This window comes from Pseudoalteromonas sp. UBA6610 (assembly GCF_002433295.1).
GTDB classification, from domain to species: Bacteria; Pseudomonadota; Gammaproteobacteria; order Enterobacterales; family Alteromonadaceae; genus Pseudoalteromonas; species Pseudoalteromonas atlantica.
Genome location: NZ_DJHW01000061.1, coordinates 65,640 through 91,137, shown reverse-complemented (window position 1 = coordinate 91,137; position 25,498 = coordinate 65,640). Strand labels below are relative to the sequence as shown.

Here is a 25,498-nt window from a genome sequence, read left to right as displayed (position 1 = left end):
ATGAGCTTTTCTTTATTTTATAAGCGCCCAATACACAGTACTTTGTATTTACTGTTAAGCATTATTTTTACTGAAAAACTTGTACGTTATATTTTATTTAAGTTTCATAGTTATTTTAACCAGCACAAAGTAAACGTAATAGAAGCCTTTTTAATGCCTTTTATTACGCTGATTAGTTCATTGTTTATCAATATAAAAGACCACAAAATTAACTTTGAACTTATTTTATATGATTACTACCCGCATCTTCGCTTGCCGTACCGCACGTTTATTTATTCAAATATTTTGCGCTTTATCATTCAAAGCGTTTATTTGTTATTTTTTAAATACAAACCTAAAAATAACTCTGTAAGGGAACGGCTATCAAATCAGTTTTATAATGGGGTAAGTTATTCACTTAAACAGTTGCGTTGGTTTGACTTAAAGCTAGGTAGATTACTAAAGCGTTTGTTATCAAAAAACGTTAAGGGTTCTAAAAAAAGTGCTTTTAAAACCATGGCTGACGCTAAGATATGGCAAAATAAACTAATAAAATATGTGGTTGTAGCCTTTATATTGTTTTTACTGGCTATTTTTATAACCATTCCGTTTAGCCTAGAAGCGCAAGCCGTGTTTATTAGTTTTATTTTGATAGTGGCATACGGGCTCAAGCGCGTTAAAGGGCAAATGGCCACCATTGTAATGATCACCCTATCGGTAACCACTTCATCGCGTTATTTATGGTGGCGCTACACAGAAACCCTCAATTGGGATGACCCTGTTGCGCTTACGTTAGGCGCAGGCTTGCTGCTGGCTGAAACCTATGCGTGGCTAGTGCTCATTTTAGGCTTTTTTCAAACTATAAACCCCCTAGAGCGTAAACCTGTTCCGTTGCCAGAAAACACCGACTTATGGCCAACAGTCGATGTATACATTCCTACTTATAATGAACCATTAAGCGTTGTACAACCTACCACGCTTGCGGCGATGAGCATTGATTGGCCTGCTGATAAGCTCAACGTGTATATTCTTGATGATGGCAAACGCCCAGAGTTTAAAGAATTTGCTCAAAAAGTGGGGGTGGGTTATTTAACACGACCCGATAATAACCACGCTAAAGCCGGTAATATGAATAGCGCCATGCGCTACACTAACGGCGACTACATTGCTATTTTTGACTGTGACCACGTACCTGCCCGCTCATTTTTACAAATGACCATGGGGCAATTTTTAAAAGACAGCAAAGTATGTTTAGTGCAAACACCGCATCACTTTTTCTCAGCAGACCCGTTTGAGCGTAATTTAAATAACCACAGCCAAATCCCTAATGAAAACATGCTTTTTTATGGGTTGATCCAAGATGGTAATGACATGTGGGATGCCACCTTCTTTTGTGGCTCATGCGCCGTTTTAAAACGTGAAGCACTCGACAATATTGGTGGCTTTGCATTTGAAACGGTAACCGAAGATGCCCACACTGCACTGCGTATGCAACGTGCTGGTTACAAAACCGCTTATATAAATATCCCACAAGCTGCAGGCCTTGCCACCGACAGCCTCTCTGCACATATTGGCCAGCGTATTCGTTGGGCTCGGGGTATGGCACAAATATTTAGGCTCGATAACCCAATTTTAGGTAAAGGGCTCGATATACCACAGCGACTGTGCTACTTAAACGCCATGCTGCACTTTTTATCGGGCATTCCGCGTATTGTATTTTTAACCGCGCCACTGGCGCTCATATACTTTAATGCTTACATTATTTATGCGCCGTTTTTAGCTATTTTTATTTATGTAGTGCCTACACTCATACAAATAAAAGCGACCAACTCACGAATTCAGGGTAAATATCGCTACTCTTTTTGGGGTGAAGTGTATGAGTCTGTTCTTGCCTGGTACATATTAAAGCCTACAACCGTTGCGCTAATAAACCCTAATAAGGGTAAGTTTAACGTAACAGAAAAAGGCGGCTTAAATGATAAAGAGCATTACGATTGGGGTATATCTAAACCCTACTTGGTACTTTTACTCATAAACTTAGTTGGCATGCTTGTAGGTGTTTTACGCTTAGGCTTTGGCGATCCTAGCCAAGTGGGCGTTTTGTTAATCAGCATGGGCTGGGCAATTTATAATATTATTATTTTAGGCGCTGCGGTAGCCGTGGCTGCAGAAGCTAGGCAAGTCAGGCAGTCACACCGTATTAAGGCAAACTTTCCGGCGGGCGTGCGCTTAGCAAATGGGCATACGTTAAAAGTTAAAATTACCGATTACTCTGATAATGGAGTGGGTATTGAAACAGAGCACGCTCATTTATGCCGAGTAAACGACAAAATAGAGCTATTAATGAGCCGCGGTAATAAACAGTTTTCGTTTACAACGTATGTATGTAACACCCGAAACAAACAAATAGGCTTAACGTTAAAAGATCTCTCGCTCGAAAAGCAAAAAGCATTTATACAGTGCACCTTTTCAAGAGCGGATGCGTGGCTTGACTGGCAAAATAATTTTCGTCATGACCGCCCTTCATATAGCTTTAAAGAAGTACAAAAAACAAGTTTAAGAGGATTTAGCAATTTATTGTTTCATGCTCCTAAGCCATTACAACCCTTTGTAAAACTAATGACAAAAATTGTTGTATATATAAACTCTTTCACCCCTAAAAAACCAATAGTGCATAATAATTATGATTAAAAATTTGCTTAATACATTTCTAATACTGTTTTTAACATGCAGTGCTTACAAAGCATGTGCTATTGAGCCAATGCACGATAAATCTGTGTTTATAAATGGCTACCCAGAAAGCGCCAACGTGTCTAGTTTAAGATTAGACTTTGCTGCTTTAGGCTTTAATGGCTACAAGCTTGATGGCATAAATAACAACTCAAGAGTGGATTTTACCAACCGCATTGATAAATTAAGCACCGATTTACAGCTTAATTTTTCGTACACAAACTCGCCATCATTGATTGCTAACGTGTCGCATTTAAAAGTGTATTTTAATGAAAACTTAGTCACAGTACTGCCCATAAATGAGCAACTAAGTGTGGTTAAAAATACCGTTAACCATAGCCTAAAACTCAATGCTAAGTATGTACAAGACTACAACCAAGTACGGTTTGAGCTTGTTGGTTATTATGATTTACGTTGCCAAGATTACTTTAGTCGCTCTATTTGGACCGAAATTAATAAATCGAGCAATATCACGCTCAATCAAAAGCAACTGGCAATAGATAGCCGTTTAGAATATTTACCAGAGCCCTTTTTTGATGCCAAAGATTACAATAAGTTAAGCTTACCGTTTGTGTTTGCAAAAACACCTAACACCAAAACGATTGAAGCGGCTGCGACTCTTTCAAGCTGGTTTGGCGCGCAAGCTGACTGGCGTGGTGCTGATTTTCCGGTGGTGATTAACAAATCATTAGATACGCACAGCGTGGTTTTTATTACCAACGATTCAAAGCCTGACTTTTTAAAAGACTATCCCGATGTGGAAAAGCCAACCGTTGAGATTATTTCAAACCCACTACATAGATACAGCAAAATGTTGCTTATTTTAGGGCGTGATGAAGACGATTTAAAAACCGCCGTCACGGGATTGGCCTTTGGCCATAAAGTCATGACCGGCAGAACAGCTAGCATAGAAGCAATTAACCAACTACCGCTTCGCAAAGCGTACGATGCCCCGCGCTGGTTACGCGCTGATAGAGCAGTACACTTTGACGAATTAATTGATTTTGACAATCAGCTACAAGCACAAGGGTTAAATAACGGACCCGTAAAATTAAACGTGCGTTTTGCTCCAGATTTATTTACTTGGCGAGAAAAAGGCATCCCCATTACATTGCAATATCGCAGCACACCCGAGAGCGAGTCTTTGGACTCTCGGTTAAATATGTTGATTAATCAAAAGTTTATTAGTGGATATTTGTTAGATAACGACGATTCTACACTCAATACTACAAAAACATTATTGCCACTTATTGCCAATACCGATACTACACAAAACGCAGAAAACTTTTCACTTAATGGCATAAACTTAGCCACTCGGAACGAGCTAAACTTTGATTTTAGATTTGGTGTGCTGAAAAAAGGTGAGTGTGCAATAGCACCACCTGGTGGTGAGTTTGGTGTTATTGATGGTAATTCTAATATTGATGTAAGTGGTTTTGATCATTACATTGCCCTGCCAGATTTGAATGTATTTGCGAACAGTGGCTTCCCGTACACCAAATATGCCGATTTACAGCAAACACTTGTACTAATTGACCCGCAGCCTTCTGCAAAAGCGTTAACTTTGCTGTTTAATCTTACCGGTCATTTTGGTGCAATAACGGGGTATCCAACCCACAGAATGACAGTGGCCCATTTAAATGAAAATGTTGATTTAGACGACAAAGATATTTTAGTTGTTGCAAAGCCTGGCAGCACAGCTCAGCAACTAGATGAAGATGCGCATACAAACGTACTTTTAACGAATAACCAACGTGAAATAAAGCAAGCTATTTACAACGGTGCATACGATGAGCAAGCCACAGATAAAATACAAGTAAGTGTAAAAAGTAGCGGAGATATGGCGGTAATTACAGCTTATCAATCTCCTTTTGATTCTGAACGCTCTGTTGTATCACTTAATGCCACCACTGAAAAAGCATTTGGCTTAATTGATAAAACCCTTATGGACTCGCAAACATTAAGCCAATTAAAAGGCAGTGCTGCGGTTATAAACTCACAAGGCGTTAAAACAATAAAAACTGAAGAGCAATACTTTGTTGGTCATATTCCTGTACATACGCTGGTGTGGTTCCATTTATCTGACCATCCATTTATTTTAGCTCTGCTTTCAATATTAACGCTGTTACTAATTTCATTTATTTTATGGCGATTACTACAAGCACTCACCCATAAGCGTTTAGCTGAAGGAGATGAATAATGACATTACTTAACCGAGCATTATTAGTAGCCGCTTTTTTAAGTTTTTCTGTGTCAGCGCAAACGCAGCAGTGCGAGCCTTGGCAGGGGTGGCAAGTATTTAAAAATCACTTTATTAGTGATGAAGGCCGCGTAATAGACCTAGGCTCAAAACAAAATATTACCACCTCAGAGGGGCAATCATACGCACTATTTTTTGCGCTAGTAGCAAACGACAAAGCCGCGTTTGATACCATTTTAGATTGGACGCAAGACCATCTCTCTGAAGGCGATTTAAGTACACGTCTGCCTGCGTGGCAATGGGGTGAAACAGGTAATGATACCTATGGGATTATAGACTCAAACCCAGCATCAGATTCTGATTTATGGATAGCATATAGTTTATCGCAAGCAGCTATTTTATGGGACGACCGCCGCTATAGTATTTTAGCTGCTGTATTAGCGCAGCGTATTATGCGAGAAGAAACCGCCTATATTTCAGGCTTAGGGCTTACTTTATTACCTGCCCCTGCTGGGTTTGAATTTGAAAATAACACCTATAAACTCAACCCTAGTTATTCACCGTTATTTATTTATCAGCAATTTAGCAAATTATACCCGCACTCACCTTGGCAGCAATTACATGAAGCGTCTGCAAAGCTTATTTTGGATACCGCTAAAAACGGAGTGAGCCCTGACTGGGTGATGTATAGCCCAGCAAAAGGTTTTTATTACGATAAAAAAGCAACCGATTTAGGCAGTTTTAACGCCATTAGGGTTTACTTATGGGCCAGCATGATGGCGAACGATGCGCCATACAAAGCACAACTAAGCGAGCAGTTTACCCCTTTTGTAGAGGCTATAAACAGCCGTGGCTACGTTCCTTTAAATACCTATGCGCGCTCTGGCAAAATCCAAAAGCGTGGCCCATTAGGCTTTAATGCTGCCCTACTGCCCATGCTAAAAGAAAATGGCGATGATTCTTTGGTTATGGCCATTCAACAAAAGTTAATGGTCGATAAGTCATTCACACAAACACGCTATTACGACAGTGTATTAAATCTGTTTGGTAGTAGTGCGCTTAATAAGCGCTTCTTAATAACAGCAGACGGGACGCTCAAGCCAAGGTGGAGCACTGAATGTCGTTAAAATGGGCTGTTGTTTGTACGTTAGCAGTCAGCGCAAGTGTGCATGCTAAAACAAATAATGACATTGATACACACTCTGTTGAGTGGCTTTTAAGCCAAATCAATATTGGTGAAGTGCAAGAAAATAAAGATTTAATTGCCGATAGCTTACAAAAGTTATTGGCCATTGCCCCTAATCGAATAGAAAGCCAGTGTGCGCTTGCTCGTTTTGAGTTTGCCAATGGTAAGGCTATACAAGCAAATCAAATTTTAAGAAAAATTGATAGTAACAACACACGTACCCACCCTTGTGTAGAACAATTACGATTAATTGCTAGATTAGAAAACGAAGACAAAGCAGATATACAACAAGCTAAATTACTTGCCCGTGCGGGACGTTACGAACAAGCGCGATTAATTTACAGCAGGCTTTTTAAAAACACCTATCCAAGCTTAGCGTTTGAGCTTGAGCATTTAAGTTGGTATGCACAAGAGCAAAGCCAATGGCAAAATGTAAAAAAAGGCTACGAAAGGCTACTACGCAGTTACGAAAACATCGGCGCGGTAGATATTGCATATGCGCGCCACTTACTCAGAAATAACCCCACTGATAGCACCGCGCTAACTATTTTAACTAAATATGGTGCCACCTCTCGCTACAGTAATGAAGTAGAAGCAATCTGGTTAGGTGCTTTATCTAACATGCAATTAAATAGCGCTACAGAAAAGCAATTTCAGCGCTACTTTAGCGTGTATCCGTTTAGCAGCAAAGGCGAATTACAGTATCAAGATTTCAAAAAAGATTTAAAAGCGCGACAAAAATTATTAGCTAACCCGGCCTACCAACTATGGCTTAAAGGTGAGGCGTTGCTTGAAAAAAACAAGCTCGTTGCCGCAGAGCCGCTTTTACTAAAAGCGCTCAAAGGGCGCCCTAACGATGGAGCAATTATGCGCAGCCTTGGCACCCTTTATTTGCGTATGGGTAAAAATCAAACATCTTATAATTATTTTACTAAGGCGTATTCGCATACCGCCGATTTTGCCGAGCGAGAAACGCTAAAAGATTTAGCCGCCACAGCGAAGTTTTGGCTTTACATACGCCAAGCTAAAGAAGCCATTAATAATAGTCAGTTTAAAACGGCGTTGCTTAAATTAAATTTAGCCGACACACTTGAGCAAGACCCTGCTAGCGTTTTGTATAACCGCGGATTGTTACAATTTGCTCAAGGTAATTATTCACAAGCGGCCGCTATTTATCAAACCGTGTTAAAAAATGATCCGCTTAATAATGGCGCTCTAACAGGGTTATTAGAAATTGTTGAATTGGATAACAATGAGCAGTCGTTAATCAAGTTTTATAATGCTTTATCTCAGTCTCAAAAAGCACAGCTAAAACCTGTGTATGCGGCAACGTTAAGTAGCCAGCTTCGCGAAAAAGCACGCCAATATAGTGATGCAGGCGATACAGAGCTTGCTGAGCAAACCTTAAAAGAGGCTATTGAACTGGCCCCTGAGCAGCCTTGGCTTTATTACGATTTAGCGTTTATTTATCAACAAAACGGGTTAACTCAAAAGGCAAAAACGTTATTTAATAATGTGCTTTGGCAGTTTCCGCTCAATCCACAGTTACGTTATAGCCATGCTTTATTTTTACGCTCAATTGATGATTATCAAGGCGCTTTAAACACCTTAGAGTATGTGCCGGTTAATGATCGAAATGACGATATAATTTCTCTTGAGCAACAGCTTAGGCTCAACGAGTCTCTTCGACAAAGCGAGCGACACTTAAATACCAAAAATAGAACCACGGCTATTTTTCATTTAAGTAATTTAGAAGCGCAAAATTTAACTCCAGTAATGAAAGCCGAGCTATCGCGTAGCTGGTATCAAATAGATGAGAAAAAACACGCTCTAAAGTTAATTAATAATGCATTAAATACCGAGCCTACTTTATCACCTTATTGGCATATGCTTTACGCGCAGTGGCTATTAGAACAAAACGAGCGCCCTGCTGTAGAACAATGGTTTTCTCATTACAGCTTGCCTAATAATGCAAGTGCTGGCGAAGTAGAACAGTACGTCAATTTATACACCACGTATATTAATCAGTATTACGAAGGTGGCGAATTATTAGCAAAGCTGAACCAGCTTGATCAAAAGTACCAAAGTACACCCGCCATCACCACGGCATTAATAAATGCTAATTTAGCTCTGGGGCAACAAGAGTCAGCAATTATTGTTTATCAGCAAAAACTGAAAAACAATCAGCCAATTGAACCTCAAGCAATGCTTGCAATAGCAAAAGCTTACAGAGAATTAGGTAACGACTTTCAGGCAAAAGAAGTTACTGAGCGCGCAATAACGCAAACAGATGATCAGCAAGCCTACTTACAACGCCAAATAATGGCCTCGTTAAATGACTTTAATTACGCAGGTGATGCTTTAGTTTTAGCCAATCAATTAATTGCTAAATCACCCAATGATAAAGAGCTTAGTTATTTAGGCGCTGAAGTTGCTCGAAATTTTAATGAACAAGACCAAGCTAAGCAATGGTATTTAAAAACGCTATCAAGCGAGCAACGCCTAAACGATGAATCGTTTTACAAACAAATTGCTCGCATAGATGAAAATGATGCGTGGTATATTAATGGCGCTAAGCGCGAGCTTATTAATGAGCAAAACAAAAACCAAGCATACATTGCTATTGGGGTTAACTTTAGTGGCCAAACAAGCACCGAAAGCGAGGCGACTCTTGGCGCAGGCTTAGTATCTATTGAGGCCTACTTTCCACTTTGGCAAGGCCAAGGGTTTATTAAAATAGACCCAACCACTATTAGCGCACAAACAACTCGCTTTGATGAGCAATTTGCTGGTAGCCGCTACGGCCAAGGTGCACTTTGTATATTTACCTGTGCTATTGATGAAGTAAGCCCTGAGCAAGATGGGGTCGACATAGGTATTGGCTGGCAAAATGAAAATTGGCGTGTTGATGTAGGCACGACCCCACTTGGCTTTTTAATTGAAGACATAGTATGGGGTGTAAATTACGCCAACAGTATTGGCGACTTTGGTTATAGCCTAGAGCTCGAAAAACGCCCTGTAACAAGCTCCGTGCTTTCTTATGCTGGGCTTGAAGATGTAAATACCGGTGAAATTTGGGGCGGCGTGCGCTCAACAGGCCTAACTGCCAACCTATCTCATGACTTAGGTGGCGATTGGGGCTTTTGGTCAAGCGCCGACTTTACGCTCTATAAAGGGCAAAATGTTAAAGATAACCAACGCTATAGAGTAATGGGCGGGTCTTATTATCGCGTTATTAGTAATCAAGAACGCGAATTTACCGTCGGCGCAAGTCTATTGCATTGGGCATATCAGTATAATTTAAGTGAAGAAACATGGGGCCACGGCGGTTACTATAGCCCACAAAACTACGTTGGGTTGTCGGTGCCTTTAAGCTACGATGCGCGCTGGGGCGATGATTTTGTTTATCGCTTAAAAACGGGGATTTCGTATTCGCAAACAAAAACCCAAGCCATTGATTTTTATCCTAACGATAATGACTTGCAGCTACAAGCCTACGATAGAGAATCGATTACCGGGGTAGACCCAGTATTTGAGAGTGATGACAGCTCTGGCGTGTCATACAATCTTGAAGGGAGCTTTGAGTACCGTATAACACCGCATTGGTTTTTTGGTGGTTATTTAGCCATCGATCGCGCTGACTTTTACGAACCAAACTTTGGCCAGCTCTATATTCGCTATTACTTCAATCCTGTGTACGGGACGTTAGAGTTTCCTGGCACCCCAATTATTCCCTATGCAGACTTTTAACGCAGTGCAAGGTGATACATCGCGAATGCTTCCCCTCGCACTAAGGTATATGTATACTTGAGCGCAATTGTAACTAGGATAAGGGTGTGTCTCTTACCTTGTGGTGTTACTACCATTTAGCAAATCATTATCTTAGCTACAAATAATATACAGATGGTCGAGCGTTTTAGTGCCCCATGGCACAAAACAGCTAAAGCAAAAAATTATAAGGCCATTACAACAATTCTTAAAGTTAGGAAGTAAATATGAGTTCAGCTCCAGATAGTGGTTGGTTTGGCCACCCTAAAGGACTTTCGACATTGTTCTTCACTGAGATGTGGGAACGAATGAGTTACTACGGCATGCGAGCGATGCTCGTATTGTTTATGACAGCAAGCCTACAAGAAGAAGGCCTTGCCTTTACGGTTGCATCAGCTGCTGCAATTTACGGTTTATACACAGGTGCCGTTTATTTCTTAGGCTTACCGGGTGGTTGGCTAGCGGATAGATTATTCGGTGGTCAAAAGGCCGTATGGTACGGCGGTATCATCATCATGTGTGGCCATATTATTTTGGCCGTGCCTCATGAGTATTCATTTTTTATTGGTTTGATCTTTGTTGCTACAGGTACTGGTTTGCTAAAACCAAATATCAGCGCAATGGTAGGCCAGTTATACAGCGACGCTGATGAGCGCCGTGATGGCGGTTACGCTATATACTACATGGGTATTAACTTAGGTTCTTTAATTGGTTACTACGTATGTGGTTACTTTATGGAAAACGTAGGTTGGCACTGGGCATTTGGTGCAGCTGCTGTGGGTATGGCTATTGGCTTAATCCAATATAAGCGTACGCTTAACAACCTACCAGAGCACAGTGCATTACCGGCTAACCCATTAAGCGCTAAAGGTGCATCTCGTGCATGGTTTGGTATTGCTGCTTTTGTTGTTATTGCCGCTGGTGTGACCGCTGCAGCAATGACGGGCGCAATTATTATTAACCCAACTGTTGTAGCAGGCTACACAGCTGTTGTGTTTACTATTATATTCTTTATTTATTTCGGGGTTATTTACTTTACAGGTAAATTAACAGCGGGCGAAAAACAAAGAATGTGGGCACTATTTTTAGTGTGTGTTGCCTCTGCGTGTTTTTGGTCTGGCTTTGAGCAAGCGGGTTCATCACTTAACCTATTTGCCCGTGATTACACAGATCGCCTTATTGGCACTTTTGAAATTCCGACTACGTGGTTCCAATCTTTAAACTCACTATTTATTATTGCTTTATCGCCATTTTTTGCCGCGCTTTGGATTAACTTATCTAAAAAGATGGTATCGCCGACTTACAGCGTAAAATGTGCAATGGGCTTAATTATTATGGCTTCTGGCTTTTTAGTTATGTTTATGGCCGCTCACTACGCAGCTGAAGGCTTAAAAGTAGCGCCATACTGGCTAGTAACAACCTACTTTTTACATACAGTGGGTGAGCTTTGTTTAAGCCCTGTAGCATTAAGTGCGGTAAGTAAACTTTCGCCGCGTCGTTACACAGGCCAAATGATGGGTGTATTTGTATTAACTTATTCAATTGGTAACATTATTGCTGGCTTACTGGCTGGTAACTTTGATCCAAATAACGTTGAAGAAATCCCTAACTTATACTTACAAATTGCCTTATTTAGCATTGGCGTAGGTATTGTTTTAGTGCTTATGAGCTTTAAAGCGAAAGTATGGGAAAAACAAGGCCTAGAAGAAAAAGCTGCATAATATTGCACGTTTAATTACGCGTAATACTATTTATAATTTCCCCCATAGCCGCTATGGGGGAAATTTTCTCAAATTTCTATATCACCTCGCTGTAAACTGCTATCATCTGCTGATTAATTTTTAACTAGTCTCAGGGACGCAGTACATGCGCTTGTTAACTTTATCTCACACCCTATTTTTAACCTTAAGCATTGTTTTTTTATCAGCCTGTGGTGGTTCAGACGATCAAGTTACAACTAACCCTAATGATCCCGTTGAGCCTGAGCCTAGCGAGTTAACAGTATCTACAACTACAGGTTTAGATGTCAGCCTTGATGAAGGAAGCTTTTTACTGACTGTACCTGCCAATGCCGTCTCTCAAAACACTGAACTTACACACGAAAAAACAGTATTAGATGATGCAAATGCACTACTAAATATTATCTCAGATATACACCTACTCACCCCAAGTACGCTTTCTTTTAGTGATCCAATTACTATCAGCATAAAAATACCTGATGATTACCAATTAGGAGGCCAGCTATTTATTGCTAGACAATCTGGCGATGGCTGGGAAGTTATTGATAACTCTTTTGTTGCAGATGGGTTTGTAAGTGCGCAAGTAACAACACTAGGAACCTTCGCTATTATGATGCAGCGCAATGAGGCCTTTGCTGCTATAGGCCCAACGTGTGATGCCACAGCCACAGAGCAATCGGTTAGATTTGTTCATGTTGCCGACCTACATGCGCGATTCGGTTATGAGGAGCAATACTTTAGCCGCATAAAAGCCTACTACAACCAAGTACTTGCACAAACGCCGCATACCCTTTTTACCAACGGGGGTGATGACTACGAAAAAGGCACTGTTGCTGAGCAACTATCACAAGGTAGCGCTACAGAAGAAGCCATTAAAGCCATGCAGTTTGATTTACGTGTGGTAGGAAATCACGACTATGCATGGGGGCCAGAAAAATTATTAAGCTACTCGCAAGATGATAACGCCATAGTACTTGCCAGTAATACACGCTATGAAGGCGAACAATTACAAGATTTTGCCGCTGTAGGCTTTGCTAAAGTACAAGTAGGCTGTGTGACCTTAGGTGTATTTGGTATGACCTCAGTACCTTGGAACGAGCTAGACGAACCGATAGATGATGAGCCAATTCCTGATTTTATCAAACAATTTAAAATGAGCTGGCAGTGGCAACAAATAGCACAAAGTATAGTAAACCAATACCAAGGCGACGTTGACTACATGGTAATGCTAAGCCATTTAGGTGAAGGCTTAGACATTGATATGGCAACCGATGTAAGCGGTATTGATTTAGTGTTAGGCGGTCATACCCATGGCGGTGAAAGCTATAATACGCTCGAGAACGGCGCTGTGGTTATTCAGCCAGATTTTTACGCCAAAGGCATCACCGATGTTACTCTTACGTTTAACTTGCAAGATAAAACATCGCCAACAATAGATTACAGCACCATTGAAACTGACAGCATCAGCGAACGTGATGAACCAACTAAACTGGCAATTGACGAAATTATGGGCCGCTATGCGCCTGATGCAAACACAGAAATTGCTATTTCTGAAAACTACCCAAGTAGTTTGGAACTTGCAGAAATAACGGCTTTAGCTGCAGCCCATGCAAGTGATATAACGGCGGCCCTGCTTAACCCAGAATTAGTACAAACAAGGTGGACACCAGGGACCTTAACACAAGAAGACTTTCATAAAGCCTACTATGTTGAGCGCCAGCCCTCTAACACTCCGGGCTTTAATTCGTTATATAGCGTAACGGTTACAGGTAGCGATTTAAACACCATGTTTGCCAGTCAGCCTGATTGGTTTTTACTCAAACCTGATGATATACAAGCTGCGAACACTTATCAGGTTGCTTTATTTAAAGGCGCAGCACTTAATCCTGAGCTATTTTTTAGCGGTGTAACGTTTTCAAACATAGAAGCCATTGACGAAGCATGGTGGTTACTTGATCAATATGCGCGTTTTAGAACAAGCCAATGCTTATACCTAGATACCGATAATCAACTCTTTTCATGTAATGAGCAAAGCAATGTCACAGTGTGGAATTTTGATGATGCAAATAGCCCTTTGGCAGCAGATTATGGCCCTTCAGTATTGAGCTATTTTGACCCAGAACAAACAAACTGGGGCCCTGAAGAAACGCAATATAATACAACTCAAGCACTTGGTATTGCTGATTTTGCTGATGGCAGCTCAGGTGTAATGGCGTTTTCACGCCACGCCCCTACCGAGGGGTTATTAATAACCTTAAATACACCTGCCAATGGTGATTATGCAAGTGAAGGAATGGTTTCTGATTACACCTTAGTAATGGATTTATATTGGCCAGAAGAAGGCAAAGATATTTATCGCGCTATCATGCAAGCAAACACACAAGATTACCTCACTGATGATGCCGATATGTTTATCGACCCAACCGGCGGTTATGGTAAATCAACCAGTGATAGTGGTTACTTTGGACAAACAGAGCCTGAAAACTGGCACCGAGTTGCATTTGTATTTTATACCGCCCCCAGTAATGGGGTATTTGAAGTGTACATAGACGGCGAGCTTGCTGGTGTTAAAGAAGACGGTGAAATAAATAACACCTGGGCATTAACGTCATCTGTTTTACTCTTTACAGATAACAACTTTGAAACAGTGCCCGGTTATTTAAACGCCCTTTTATATGCTGGGCGCGCCCTGACTCGAGACGAAATTAAAAGCATGGGCAGTGCACAATCAAAGCTGACATTTACCCCTACAACACGGGTATTAAACCAAGCTATTGAGCGCCATTACCAAGCAGCTCCAACCGTAACACCTAATCTTTGGCTCGAGCAGCGCAACACGTTTTTTAACAATCGCACACAAAGTGTAAACAATTAAATACAAAAAACATTACGTAGCTACATTTTTAAAAGAGGTTTTATTTTTATAAAACCTCTTTTTTATTTATTTATATCAATATCTTAAACTTTAATAAACTAAAAGCATCAAGCTAATACATGCTTGTTTACCCTAAAGCGTAAGGTATAAACCTATTGACTAAGTAAACGTCTTATTAAATTTACAGTTTGCTCAAATGCTAAATCTGCTCCCCCTCTTCCCCAAACTTAAAATCTAGTTGATTATCTAGCTCAACACGACAACAACACATAATCGCAGTAGCAATATTTATTGCAGGAGTAATAAAAATGAGTGAAGCAAATAATCCACTAGGTTTAGTTGGTATTGAGTTTACTGAATACGCAACACCTGATGCAGACTACATGGATAAAGTGTTTACTGATTTTGGTTTTTCAAAATTAAAAAAATTTAAAGGCAAAGATATTGTCTATTACAACCAAAACGACATTCACTTTTTACTAAATAACGAACGCGATGGTTTTTCGGCTGAATTTGCAAAAAGTCATGGCCCAGCAATTTGCTCTATGGGTTGGCGCGTTGAGGATGCACAGCATGCATTTGAAACAGCTGTAGCACGTGGTGCAAAACCCGCAACCGACTCAACCCATAAAGACTTACCTTATCCCGCCATTTACGGTATTGGCGATAGCCTGATTTACTTTATTGAGCAATTTGGTGATAAAGGGTCTATTTATGAGTCTGACTTTGAAGATTTATCATCACCTAATGTAGTTGAAGATAAAGGCTTTATACGTATAGATCACTTAACTAATAACGTTTACAAAGGCACTATGGAAACATGGGCAAACTTTTACAAAGACGTGTTTGGTTTTACAGAAGTACGCTATTTCGATATTAAAGGTCAAAAAACAGCGTTGCTATCGTATGCATTAAAATCACCCTGTGGCACCTTCTCAATTCCTATTAATGAAGGTAAAGGCAATAACAACAACCAAATTGACGAGTATTTAGGCGAATATAATGGCCCTGGTGTACAACACCTCGCGTTTTTAACTGACGATTTAGTTAGCTCGCTTGATAAGCTTGATAAATCGACCATTGCTACTTTAGACATTATTCCTGAGTATTACGACACTATTTTTGACCGTGTACCGTGGGTTGCAGAAGATAAAGAAAAAATTCGCGAGCATCAAATATTAGTCGATAGCCAAAGTGAAAACTGCTACCTATTACAAATTTTCTCTAAAAACCTATTTGGACCTATTTTTATAGAAATGATCCAACGTGTAGATGATGGTGGTTTTGGTGAAGGTAATTTCCAAGCATTGTTTGAGTCAATTGAGCGAGACCAAGAGCGCCGCGGCGTTTTATAACTTTTATGAGTAAATTAAAAGCAGCGATCTTCGCTGCTTTTTGTCGTTTTAATATTTAAAAAGTAGGGTGCAAGATACAAGTATGCTTAAATAAATGCATGCACCCAACATCAAACCTAAAGGATAAGTAATGAGCCAAATTAACGAAACCCACGACATTAATTTAACTAGCTGGGTAGAGTCGGCCAATATTAAAGGCTGTGACTTCCCGATTCAAAATTTACCTTTTGCAGAATTTCGTACTAAAAATACAAATGAAGAATTCAGAGGCGGGGTTGCTATTGGCGATCAGGTTATTGATTTAGCAAAATTGAGCCACTTAAACATTTTTACCGGTGATGCTAAAACAGCCCTAGATGCAGCAAGCGAATCAACACTAAATACATTTATGGGTTTAGGGGAGCAATACTGGTCAGCACTGCGCTTAGCGCTTTCAAAAGCATTGCGTGAAGGCGCACAGCAACAAAAAGAAATGCAAAGTACCCTTATTGCTCAAGCTGATATAGAGTTTTCACTGCCGTGTCGTATTGGTGATTACACCGACTTTTATACCTCAATTTACCATGCAACCGCCGTTGGTAGCTTGTTTAGACCAGACAACCCGCTTTTACCAAACTATAAATGGGTGCCGATTGGCTATCATGGCCGCTCTTCATCTATTGATGTATCGGGGCAAACGTTTCACCGCCCTAAAGGGCAAACTAAAGCGCCCGATGCAGATACTCCATCATTTGGCCCATGTAAGCGCCTAGATTACGAGTTAGAGCTCGGTATTTACTTAGGCAAAGGCAATGAGCTGGGTGATGCTATCGCCATTGAAAACGCTGAAAACCATGTATTTGGTTTTTGTGTATTTAATGATTGGTCAGCACGGGATTTACAAGCATGGGAATACCAACCATTAGGCCCGTTTTTAGCTAAAAACTTTGCATCAACCGTATCGCCTTGGATTGTCACCACTGAAGCACTTGCACCTTTTAGAACTAGCTGGACACGTGATGAAAACGATCCTCAGCCAATGCCGTACCTAGAATCTGCCGCTAATCGCGAGCTAGGTGCATTTGATATTCAAATGGATGTTAAAATTCAGACTCAAAAAATGCGTGATGAAAACCACCAACCTACGCAGGTCTCTGCCTCAAGCTTCAAACATTCATATTGGACTGTGGCGCAAATGGTGACCCATCACACTGTAAATGGCTGTAACTTTATGCCAGGTGATATGCTCGGCTCTGGCACGCAGTCAGGCCCTACACATGAAGAAGCGGGTTCTTTATTAGAGCTTTCTCGTGGTGGTAAAGAAAAAATAACCCTGAGTAATGGTGAGCAGCGCAGCTTTTTAGAAGATGGCGATAACGTAATTATGCGCGGCTGGTGCGAAAAGCCAGGCTATGCCCGTATTGGCTTTGGTAGTGTAGAAAGCACAGTATTACCTGCTAAATAACTTATTGGTTATTGATATGTCCTAAATAAGCAAACACATTTTGAGGACAACACATAGCAAATAAAAAAGCCACCTAGTTAAACTAGGTGGCTTTTTCGTATCTACAGTACGGGTTGATTAGAGGTCTTTTTCAACCTCATCAAATAGCGCAGTAATATTTTGCGCAGGCTCTTTCGTCGCTAAGCTTACAACGACAATTGCAATGCTTGCTAAAATAAAGCCTGGTACAATTTCGTACATGTAACTGCTTAAGCTTTGTCCATCAATCATAAATGGTGAGTAAATCCAAAACAGAACTGTACCAGCGCCTACAACCATACCTGCTAGTGCGCCTTCAAAGTTCATGCGTTTCCAGTACAGGCTAAATAAAACCAGTGGGCCAAATGCCGCACCAAAACCTGCCCATGCATTACTTACTAAGCTTAATATTGAGCTGTCTCTATCGTACGCTAAGTAAATAGCACATAGAGCAACTGCTGCTACACTAATACGCCCTACAGTAACAAGCTCTGTGTCGCTTGCTTCTTTGCGTAAAAACGTTTTGTAAAAATCTTCAGTTAACGAACTTGAGCTAACAAGTAACTGCGAAGAAATTGTACTCATGATTGCAGCTAAAATAGCCGCCAATAAGAAACCAGCAATTAATGGGTGGAATAATAACTCAGAAAGAATTAAGAAAATGGTTTCTGGGTCTTCAACAACAATGTTGTTTTCGTAAGTGTACGCGGCACCAAATAAACCAGTACCCACAGCACCAATGGCTGCAACTATCATCCATGTCATACCAATACGGCGAGCCGTTGGCATATCTTTTACGCTACGCACCGACATAAAACGTACAATAATATGCGGTTGACCAAAGTAGCCTAAGCCCCACGCCATTGCTGAAATAATCCCTAATGCAGAGCCTGCACCTATCCAATTAAGCATATCGGGGTTAACGCTATGAAGTGTTGACTCTAGCGGTTGATCTAATAAAGAGTAAGCAACGGTCGGTACCAGTATCAAGGCAATAAACATAATACAGCCTTGCACAAAGTCAGTTAAGCTAACTGCTAAGAAGCCACCAAATAAGGTATATAAAACAACAACACCAGTGGTGATGTATAAACCCATTTCGTAACTTAAGCCAAACGAGCTTTCAAACAATTTACCGCCTGCTACAACACCTGATGATGTATAAAGCGTAAAGAACACAATAATTACTACCGCTGAAACTACACGTAAAAGGTTTGATTTATCATTAAAACGATTAGAGAAGTAGTCTGGGATTGTGATTGAGTCGTTTGCTTTTTCAGTGTAAACACGCAAACGAGGCGCAACTAAAAAGTAGTTTAACCACGCACCAATAACCAAGCCTATTGCTATCCATGTGCTACTAAAGCCAGTAACGAACATAGCGCCAGGTAAGCCCATTAAAATCCAACCGCTCATATCCGATGCGCCAGCAGATAATGCTGCAACACTTGGAGATAAGCTACGTCCACCTAGCATATAACCCGATACATCACTTGTAGACTGTTTGTATGCATAAAGTCCAATGCCAAGCATGACTATAAAATACAATGCCAGTGAAATAATCATTCCTGTTTCCAAATTCGCCTCCACAAAGTTGTATAAAACAGGCTTTTAATCCTAATAATGACTCTTAAAATATTATAATAAAGACACTATTGGGGTAAAAACCATCCGTCTTGACTATACCATGCTTAAAGGTGATAACTCCAACTTGTTACACTGAAGTGAACAAAAAACAGCCGTATTGACTATTTAACCCTCAAACACCCGATATACTGTAAATTTATTTACATATATAGCTAATATTTAATAACAATTCATTAAATCAATAATAATTACCTAATGCTATTTCGAACGTTTTGCCATATATTATAACCATTACTAATAATTATTATTTTGTACGGAACTATTTATGTATTTTTATGCTGCACGCCAACCTATTTTAGACCGCGAAAAGGAGCTTGTTGGATACGAGTTATTATTTCGTGATGGCGTTGATAATGTATTTCCAGACATAGACGGTGACGAAGCAACAACGAAGCTAATCGAAGGGAGTCAGTTTAATTTTGGCTTAGAAGATTTAACTGGCAACAAACCCGCCTATATTAACTTTACCCTAGAAACCTTACTTAAAGGTTACCCTACTATGTTAGGGAAAGAGACGGTCGTTGTAGAAATCCTTGAAACAGTGCAACCAGGTAAGCGCTTACTGGCTATTGTTAAAGATTTAAAAGAAAAAGGCTACACCCTAGCGCTTGATGATTACATTCACCAACCAGTATGGCGCCATTTTTACCCGTTTATCGATATTATAAAAATAGACTTTTTAACTACTGATGAAAGTGCAATAAAAACCATAATTAACGATATTAAAGCCTATCCACACATCAAGCTTTTAGCTGAAAAAGTAGAAACCTATGAAGCTTATAATTTAGCTCTTGAGCTTGGGTTTGAATATTTTCAGGGGTTCTTTTTTTCAAAGCCTGAAATGGTACAAAGTAAAGCACTGCCGCCATCAGAAATGGCATTAGCAGAGCTGCTTTACGAAACCTCATCTGTTGAAATGGATCTTAAAAAGATAACCGATGTGTTTGAACGTGACGTAAATCTATCATACAAGTTATTGCGTTATTCAAACTCAGCTGCGTTTGCGCGCAGAGCCGAAATAAACACAATCAAACAAGCACTCATCGTCCTTGGCGCTAACGAAATTAAAAAGCTGTTATCTTTGTTATTTGCAGCGCAAGTTTCTGCCGATAAACCTGTTGAGCTAATTAGGCTTTCGCTAACACGTGCACGATTTGGCGAACTACTTGCTATTTCACACGGGCAGTTTAAAGATACCGGCATGGCCTTTTTAACTGGCATGATGTCGCTTATGGACGCTATTTTAGATGAAACCATGGAAAGCGTTATGCAAAAGCTCCCGCTGTCTGCAGAGATAAAAGCTGCGCTATTGAATGACGAAGGCCTGCTTGCTCAGTATCTAAACTTGGTTAAGTTTTATGAGCACGCAGATTGGGAAGCCGCCAACGAAATTGCTAAACAGTTAAACTTAGGAGAAGAAGTTGCCAATGCATACCATGACGCCTTAACGTGGGTTAATGAGCAAATGCAGCTGATGGTTAAAGAATAATAAACATTAGGGCTTATTTATTTAAGCTCAAAATACACATAAAAAATGCCAGCAATTGCTGGCATTTTTTATAGCTGTTATTTATAAGCTTTCTAAGAAGTCTTCATCAAAATCTTCAGGCTCTTCTTTGATTGGTGGGTTGCCGTCGTATAGCTCATAAAGCTGACGCTGAAAGTATATGTCTTTAACAAACAAATACGGGTCAAGAGAGTCATTAAGTAGGCCTTCTTGCGGGATAAGTGAAGCACGAGCTTCAACCGCTTTAAGCGCAAAAACTAAAATAGTTTGAGGCGTAGTCAGAGCGATTTCTGGTAACACAAAGTTATCAACGACATCGCCTGTTAAGTTACGCGCTGTAGTTGGTCCCATTGCCGGCAGCATAATATATGCGCCATCGCCAACGCCCCACACGCCCAATGTTTGGCCAAAGTCTTCATCTACCAGCTCAAGTCCAAGTGAACTTGCAACATCAAAAATACCAAACACACCTACCGTAGAGTTAACTAAAAAACGCGCTAAACTCACGCCTGCGTTGCCCGCTTTACCTTGTAGCCCTGCGTTTATCATATCAACAGGCGCACTAATATTATCGGTAAAGTTAACAATCCCATTGCGTACAGGCACAGGGGTCACTTCTACATACCCTACAGCCACAGGGCGTAAAATATAAGCATCAAGAATATCCATATTAAAGTCGTACAATGGACGGTTAATGCTTTGTAGCGGGTCGCGCTCATCAACTTTGTTTTCTGGTACTTGTGCACATCCGGCTAGCACCAATAAACATAAAAAAGTAAAACTATGCTTTAACATCTAATGTCCTTAAGGTATTAATGTATCAATTTGAAGTTGGTAGTCACTTACGTTTTCACGTTGTAGTGTCTCAGAGTGACCCTCTAACTCACCACTACTTGGCATAACTGACTCATCGATTGAGATCCGCGCTGTGATCACAATATCTTTAGCACTTGATAAGTTTAACCCATCAACCATTGCATTAGCATCAGTGAGTTGCACCGTTAGCGGAAAGCTGTATTCATTTAGTTTAACAACCGCTAATGGCATAGGAGAGCCTTGAGCAGCCTTGGCAAAAATAAATAAAGTCCCCTGCTGTGGCTGCTTATCGAAAAGCTCATCTGCTAAGCTCACCGTAACACTAATAGCACTATTAGCAGAGACCGGCATTACAGAGCCCTCATTTTGCATTTGTTGCTCTATATCGGAAATACGCTGCGCTATCATTGAATAACGCGTATCGCTTTTATCCATGCTTGCCAGTAATACTTCAAACGCCGCTTTGGCTTGCGGCCAGTCCTTGCGCTCATAGGCAATAAGCGCTAATAAAGAAATAGCATCAAGGTTTGTTGGTTCAACCTTTAGCACTTTAGATAGCATACCCGCTGCACGCGTCATGTTCTCTTCACTGCCTTCAAGCAGTAAAACTTGGCTGTAGCTAATGAGTACTTGCATGTTGTCTGGGTTCATTCGAAGGGCTTTATCAAACGATTGCTGCGCCATATCAAATTCGTTTAACGACATAGCCACACGTCCAAGCAGCATCCACGCAACTTCGTCATCGCCTGACTCACTAAGCTTAGTGCGCAGCGCTAGAGCAAACGCTTGCAACTCGTTTTGAGTTAGAGGCTCACCTTTTTGCATTACCGCACGCTCGCCATAATCTGCAAGGTTATCCATTGCATCATACCACGCTGCTATTTGCTGCTGGCTCCCTGTAAAGGTGTAAAAAACACCGGTGAGGGCTAATAAAAATGCTGCGCCTGTTAAAGCAAAAATACGGTTATTACCTTTGCTATTAAGCGATTTTTCTGGTGAAAGCTCGTTCAATAAACGACGTTTTAGCTCAATAACCGATTCACTGTGGCTTTGTGCATCAATACGTTGATTGTCTAAGTCGTTTTGCAGCTCAACTAAACGCTGCTCGTAAATGCTGATCAATTCTGCATTAGCATTGTGAGTAATGGTTTGCACGCGCTCTTTTTTTAAAAAAGGCAACATAATAAAAGCCAGTGCAATTAGTGTGAGTAAAGCAAAACACGCCCACATTAAAATCATTAATTTTGCTCCTGACGTTTATTTTCTGCAATTAACTTAGCAAGTTTTGCTTCATCATCGCTGTTCCAGGTTTGCTTAACTGACGCCTTACGCTGGCGAATTACAATAAAGCCAAAACCCAAAATAACAATAAGTACAGGTAAAACCCAAAGTACTAATGTGGCTGGTGTTACAGGCGGATCGTAATGAACAAAGTAACCGTATCTGTCTATCATGTAATCGATTACTTCGTCTTTTGTTTTACCTTCTTTTACCAACGCGAGTACCTTGTCGCGTAAATCTTTTGCAACAATGGCATCAGAGTCTGCAATATTTTGGTTTTGACATTTAGGGCACCTGAGCTCTTTGGTTAACTCTTCAAAGCGCACAGCTTGTTGGTTATTGTCAAACTGGTAGCGATCTTGCTCGGCATACACTGCCATACTTATAAAAAAGCTCAGGGTTAATAAAAACACTCGCATTAATTTAGCTCCTGCATAACAGGGGCAAATTTAGCACGCCATACGCGCGGGTTTAGATCCCCTGTATGGTGTAATAAAATTTTACCCGTTTTATCCACTAAAAATGTTTCAGGGGCACCTGATACACCTAAATCAAGTGACAAGGTACGGTGCAAGTCTAAAATATTAAATTGGTATGGGTCGCCAGCACGGCTGAGCATATCGCTCACATCGGTGCGCAAAGCCTGCATATCAAATGGGCCATCAAAATCGGCATCGTACCCTTGTACATAGTACAAACCAATAATTTTTACGCCTTGCTCGCGTAGCTTAGTTAAATACCCTAGTTCAACTAAACATGTAGGGCACCAAGTCCCCCATACATTAAGTAAATAAACTTCGCCTTTTAGGCTTTCATCTGTCCAGCGCTTATCATCTTGCATTAAATCAGGCAGGTTAAACGCAGGCATCGTTTGGCCTAGTCGTCCGGTTTGAATTTCACGCGGGTTGGCAAACAAACCTTGATACAAAAATACACATAAAAATATGAATATTAATAACGGTGCTAAAGCTAAAATTTTACGGTTCATTACGCATTCTCCAACGCTTTTTTGCGTGTACTTGCTGATGTACGGTAGCGTTTATCGAATAAAATCATAAACCCTGCAAGCGATATAAGTACACCGCCTATCCACATCCAACGCACGAACGGTTTGTGATAAATACGCAGTGACCATGCCCCTTTACTTAATTGCTCACCGAGCGCTAAATATAGGTCGCGAGTAAAGCCGGCATCAATTGCCGCTTCGGTCATAAATTGCATACCAATATCGTATTTGCGTTTTTCTGCATGTAACTCAGTCACTAGCTTATCGTTATTGAATACCGACACTACACCAGCATGCCCACTGTAGTTAGGGCCGCGTATTGATTTAACGCCATCAAATCGGTATTCGTATTGGTTAAGCGTGACAATATCGCCTTGCTTCATAGAAACATCACGCTCCACCGAGTACGCCGAAGTAAGTGTTACGCCTGCAATAACAAATGCTAAACCAACGTGACCTAGCACCATAGCCCAGTAGCTAATACCTAAACGTTTAATGCCTTCTTTTAGCGTCCCGTGAACCGACGCCTTGGCGTATAAATCTATGGCAGTAGAGACTGCAACCCATACACCTAATGTGGTTGCTAATAATGTAAGTGGTTTTACGACATCGTAGCTTGAGAACAACCACGCACAGGTAATAACAACACTTATTAACACACCTATTAATACTTTATTTTGTAGTACAGCCCACTTGTTTTGTTTCCAACGAAGAAAAGGCCCTATTCCCATTAATATGGCAAATGGTACTAATAAAATGGCAAACATTTTATTAAAGAACGGTTCGCCAATAGAAATACTGCCTAGGCCCATTTCTTTATGCACCATAGGTAACAAAGTACCTAAAAGAACAATTAATGTGGCTACCACTAAAAATATGTTGTTGAGCCATAAGGCCACTTCGCGTGATACAAACTTGTAACGGCCTTCGCTTTTAACTTGTGATACGCGCAGCGCATACAACGATAAACCGCCGCCAACAACAATGCCTAAAAAGGCTAGAATGAATAAACCTCTATCGGGGTCAGTGGCAAATGCATGCACCGATACAATAATGCCTGAGCGAACAATAAATGTGCCTAATAAGCTTAGGGAAAATGCAGCGATGGCAAGCAGCACAGTCCACGATTTAAATACACCGCGCTTTTCTGTCACGCTCAAAGAGTGCAATAAAGCCGTAGCGACTAGCCAGGGCATAAGCGATGCGTTTTCTACCGGATCCCAAAACCACCAGCCACCCCAGCCAAGCTCAGAGTAAGCCCACCAGCTGCCTATGGTTATTCCTAAACTTAAAAAGCCCCAAGCAGTCATCGTCCATGGGCGAGACCATTTAGCCCAGGTGTTATCAAGTTTACCTGTTAAAAGTGCTGCAATAGCAAATGAAAACGCAACCGATAACCCTACATATCCCATATACAGTAATGGCGGATGAATGATCATACCGGGGTCTTGTAGTAGCGGATTTAAATCACGCCCTTCAACAGGGAAATACGGCAGTAAGCGTTCAAACGGACTTGAAAGCAGTAGTGTGTACATCATAAAACCGACACCTAAAAAGCCAAGCACACCTAAAACGCGTGCACGCAACACCCAAGGTAGGGATTTAGAACGCATAGCAACTACGGCGGTCCACCCTGCTTGCATTACAAGCCACAGTAAAATAGCGCCTTCGTGCCCACCCCACGTAGAGGTAATTTTATAATACCAAGGCAACGTACTACTTGAATGATACGCCACATAAGATACCGTAAAGTCATCTGTTAAGCTGGCATAGATAAGCGCAGCAAACGAGAGAAGTACAAAAGCAAATTGCCCAACGGCTAAAGACGGGGCCGCACGCATTAAACGAAGATTACCGGTATGCGCGCCCCATAGCGGAAAAATACACAGTAAAACGCTTAGCACCATGGCAAGCGTTAAAGAAAAATAACCAAGTTCTGGGATCATA

General features: G+C 40.9%; 15 protein-coding genes. 9 read left to right on the top strand and 6 right to left on the bottom strand.

Annotated elements, in window-relative coordinates; translation table 11 throughout:
• The 8 genes from bcsA to fahA all read left to right on the top strand — a co-directional run bounded on the left by bcsA (position 1) and on the right by fahA (position 17,276).
• The gene (gene bcsA, locus B4F91_RS08180; protein ID WP_004588339.1) at positions 1 to 2,670 is read left to right on the top strand and encodes a UDP-forming cellulose synthase catalytic subunit; all 2,670 of its coding nucleotides are present in this window, start codon (positions 1 to 3) and stop codon (positions 2,668 to 2,670) included.
• Entirely contained in the window at positions 2,663 to 4,909 is a 2,247-nt protein-coding gene (gene bcsB / locus B4F91_RS08175) for a cellulose biosynthesis cyclic di-GMP-binding regulatory protein BcsB (RefSeq protein WP_286938808.1), read from the top strand. Before bcsA ends, bcsB begins: the two co-directional genes overlap by 8 nt.
• Complete coding sequence (gene bcsZ / locus B4F91_RS08170; RefSeq protein WP_286938805.1) at positions 4,909 to 6,036, top strand: cellulose synthase complex periplasmic endoglucanase BcsZ; 1,128 nt, start codon at positions 4,909 to 4,911, stop codon at positions 6,034 to 6,036. The genes bcsB and bcsZ overlap by 1 nt, the downstream gene beginning before the upstream one ends.
• The gene (locus B4F91_RS08165) at positions 6,027 to 9,845 is read left to right on the top strand and encodes a cellulose synthase subunit BcsC-related outer membrane protein (RefSeq protein WP_286938804.1); all 3,819 of its coding nucleotides are present in this window, start codon (positions 6,027 to 6,029) and stop codon (positions 9,843 to 9,845) included. Before bcsZ ends, B4F91_RS08165 begins: the two co-directional genes overlap by 10 nt.
• A 245-nt stretch (positions 9,846 to 10,090) precedes the next feature.
• Entirely contained in the window at positions 10,091 to 11,584 is a 1,494-nt protein-coding gene (locus B4F91_RS08160; protein WP_024032295.1) for a peptide MFS transporter, read from the top strand.
• Between the two features lie 145 nt (positions 11,585 to 11,729).
• Positions 11,730 to 14,477, top strand: a complete 2,748-nt coding sequence (locus tag B4F91_RS08155; protein WP_286938801.1) for a metallophosphoesterase — start codon at positions 11,730 to 11,732, stop codon at positions 14,475 to 14,477.
• A 308-nt stretch (positions 14,478 to 14,785) separates the two neighbouring features.
• Positions 14,786 to 15,832, top strand: a complete 1,047-nt coding sequence (gene hppD, locus B4F91_RS08150; protein WP_004588333.1) for a 4-hydroxyphenylpyruvate dioxygenase — start codon at positions 14,786 to 14,788, stop codon at positions 15,830 to 15,832.
• A gap of 130 nt (positions 15,833 to 15,962) precedes the next feature.
• A complete protein-coding gene (gene fahA / locus B4F91_RS08145) occupies positions 15,963 to 17,276 on the top strand; it encodes a fumarylacetoacetase (RefSeq protein ID WP_286938799.1) in 1,314 nt (437 codons plus the stop codon).
• Positions 17,277 to 17,393: 117 nt separating this feature from the next.
• Here fahA and putP read toward each other — a convergent pair whose 3' ends face one another.
• On the bottom strand, positions 17,394 to 18,872 hold the full coding sequence (gene putP / locus B4F91_RS08140) for a sodium/proline symporter PutP (RefSeq protein WP_004588331.1): 1,479 nt from the start codon (positions 18,870 to 18,872) through the stop codon (positions 17,394 to 17,396).
• A gap of 334 nt (positions 18,873 to 19,206) precedes the next feature.
• Here putP and B4F91_RS08135 point away from each other — a divergent pair, with 334 nt between their 5' ends.
• Positions 19,207 to 20,430, top strand: a complete 1,224-nt coding sequence (locus tag B4F91_RS08135; RefSeq protein ID WP_064386509.1) for an EAL and HDOD domain-containing protein — start codon at positions 19,207 to 19,209, stop codon at positions 20,428 to 20,430.
• A gap of 81 nt (positions 20,431 to 20,511) precedes the next feature.
• Here B4F91_RS08135 and B4F91_RS08130 read toward each other — a convergent pair whose 3' ends face one another.
• Genes B4F91_RS08130 through B4F91_RS08110 form a run of 5 tightly spaced genes read right to left on the bottom strand, consistent with a single transcriptional unit; the run spans position 20,512 to position 25,497 of the window.
• Positions 20,512 to 21,243 (bottom strand): MlaA family lipoprotein, encoded by a 732-nt coding sequence (locus B4F91_RS08130; protein WP_004588329.1) that lies wholly within the window; start codon positions 21,241 to 21,243, stop codon positions 20,512 to 20,514.
• Between the two features lie 9 nt (positions 21,244 to 21,252).
• Positions 21,253 to 22,503, bottom strand: coding sequence for a c-type cytochrome biogenesis protein CcmI (gene ccmI / locus B4F91_RS08125; protein ID WP_273587055.1), 1,251 nt, complete (start codon positions 22,501 to 22,503; stop codon positions 21,253 to 21,255).
• Positions 22,503 to 22,964, bottom strand: coding sequence for a cytochrome c-type biogenesis protein (locus B4F91_RS08120; protein WP_004588327.1), 462 nt, complete (start codon positions 22,962 to 22,964; stop codon positions 22,503 to 22,505). The genes ccmI and B4F91_RS08120 overlap by 1 nt, the downstream gene beginning before the upstream one ends.
• Positions 22,964 to 23,533 (bottom strand): redoxin family protein, encoded by a 570-nt coding sequence (locus tag B4F91_RS08115; RefSeq protein ID WP_029773820.1) that lies wholly within the window; start codon positions 23,531 to 23,533, stop codon positions 22,964 to 22,966. The genes B4F91_RS08120 and B4F91_RS08115 overlap by 1 nt, the downstream gene beginning before the upstream one ends.
• Entirely contained in the window at positions 23,533 to 25,497 is a 1,965-nt protein-coding gene (locus B4F91_RS08110) for a heme lyase CcmF/NrfE family subunit (protein WP_029773819.1), read from the bottom strand. Before B4F91_RS08110 ends, B4F91_RS08115 begins: the two co-directional genes overlap by 1 nt.
• Position 25,498 lies beyond the last annotated feature (1 nt).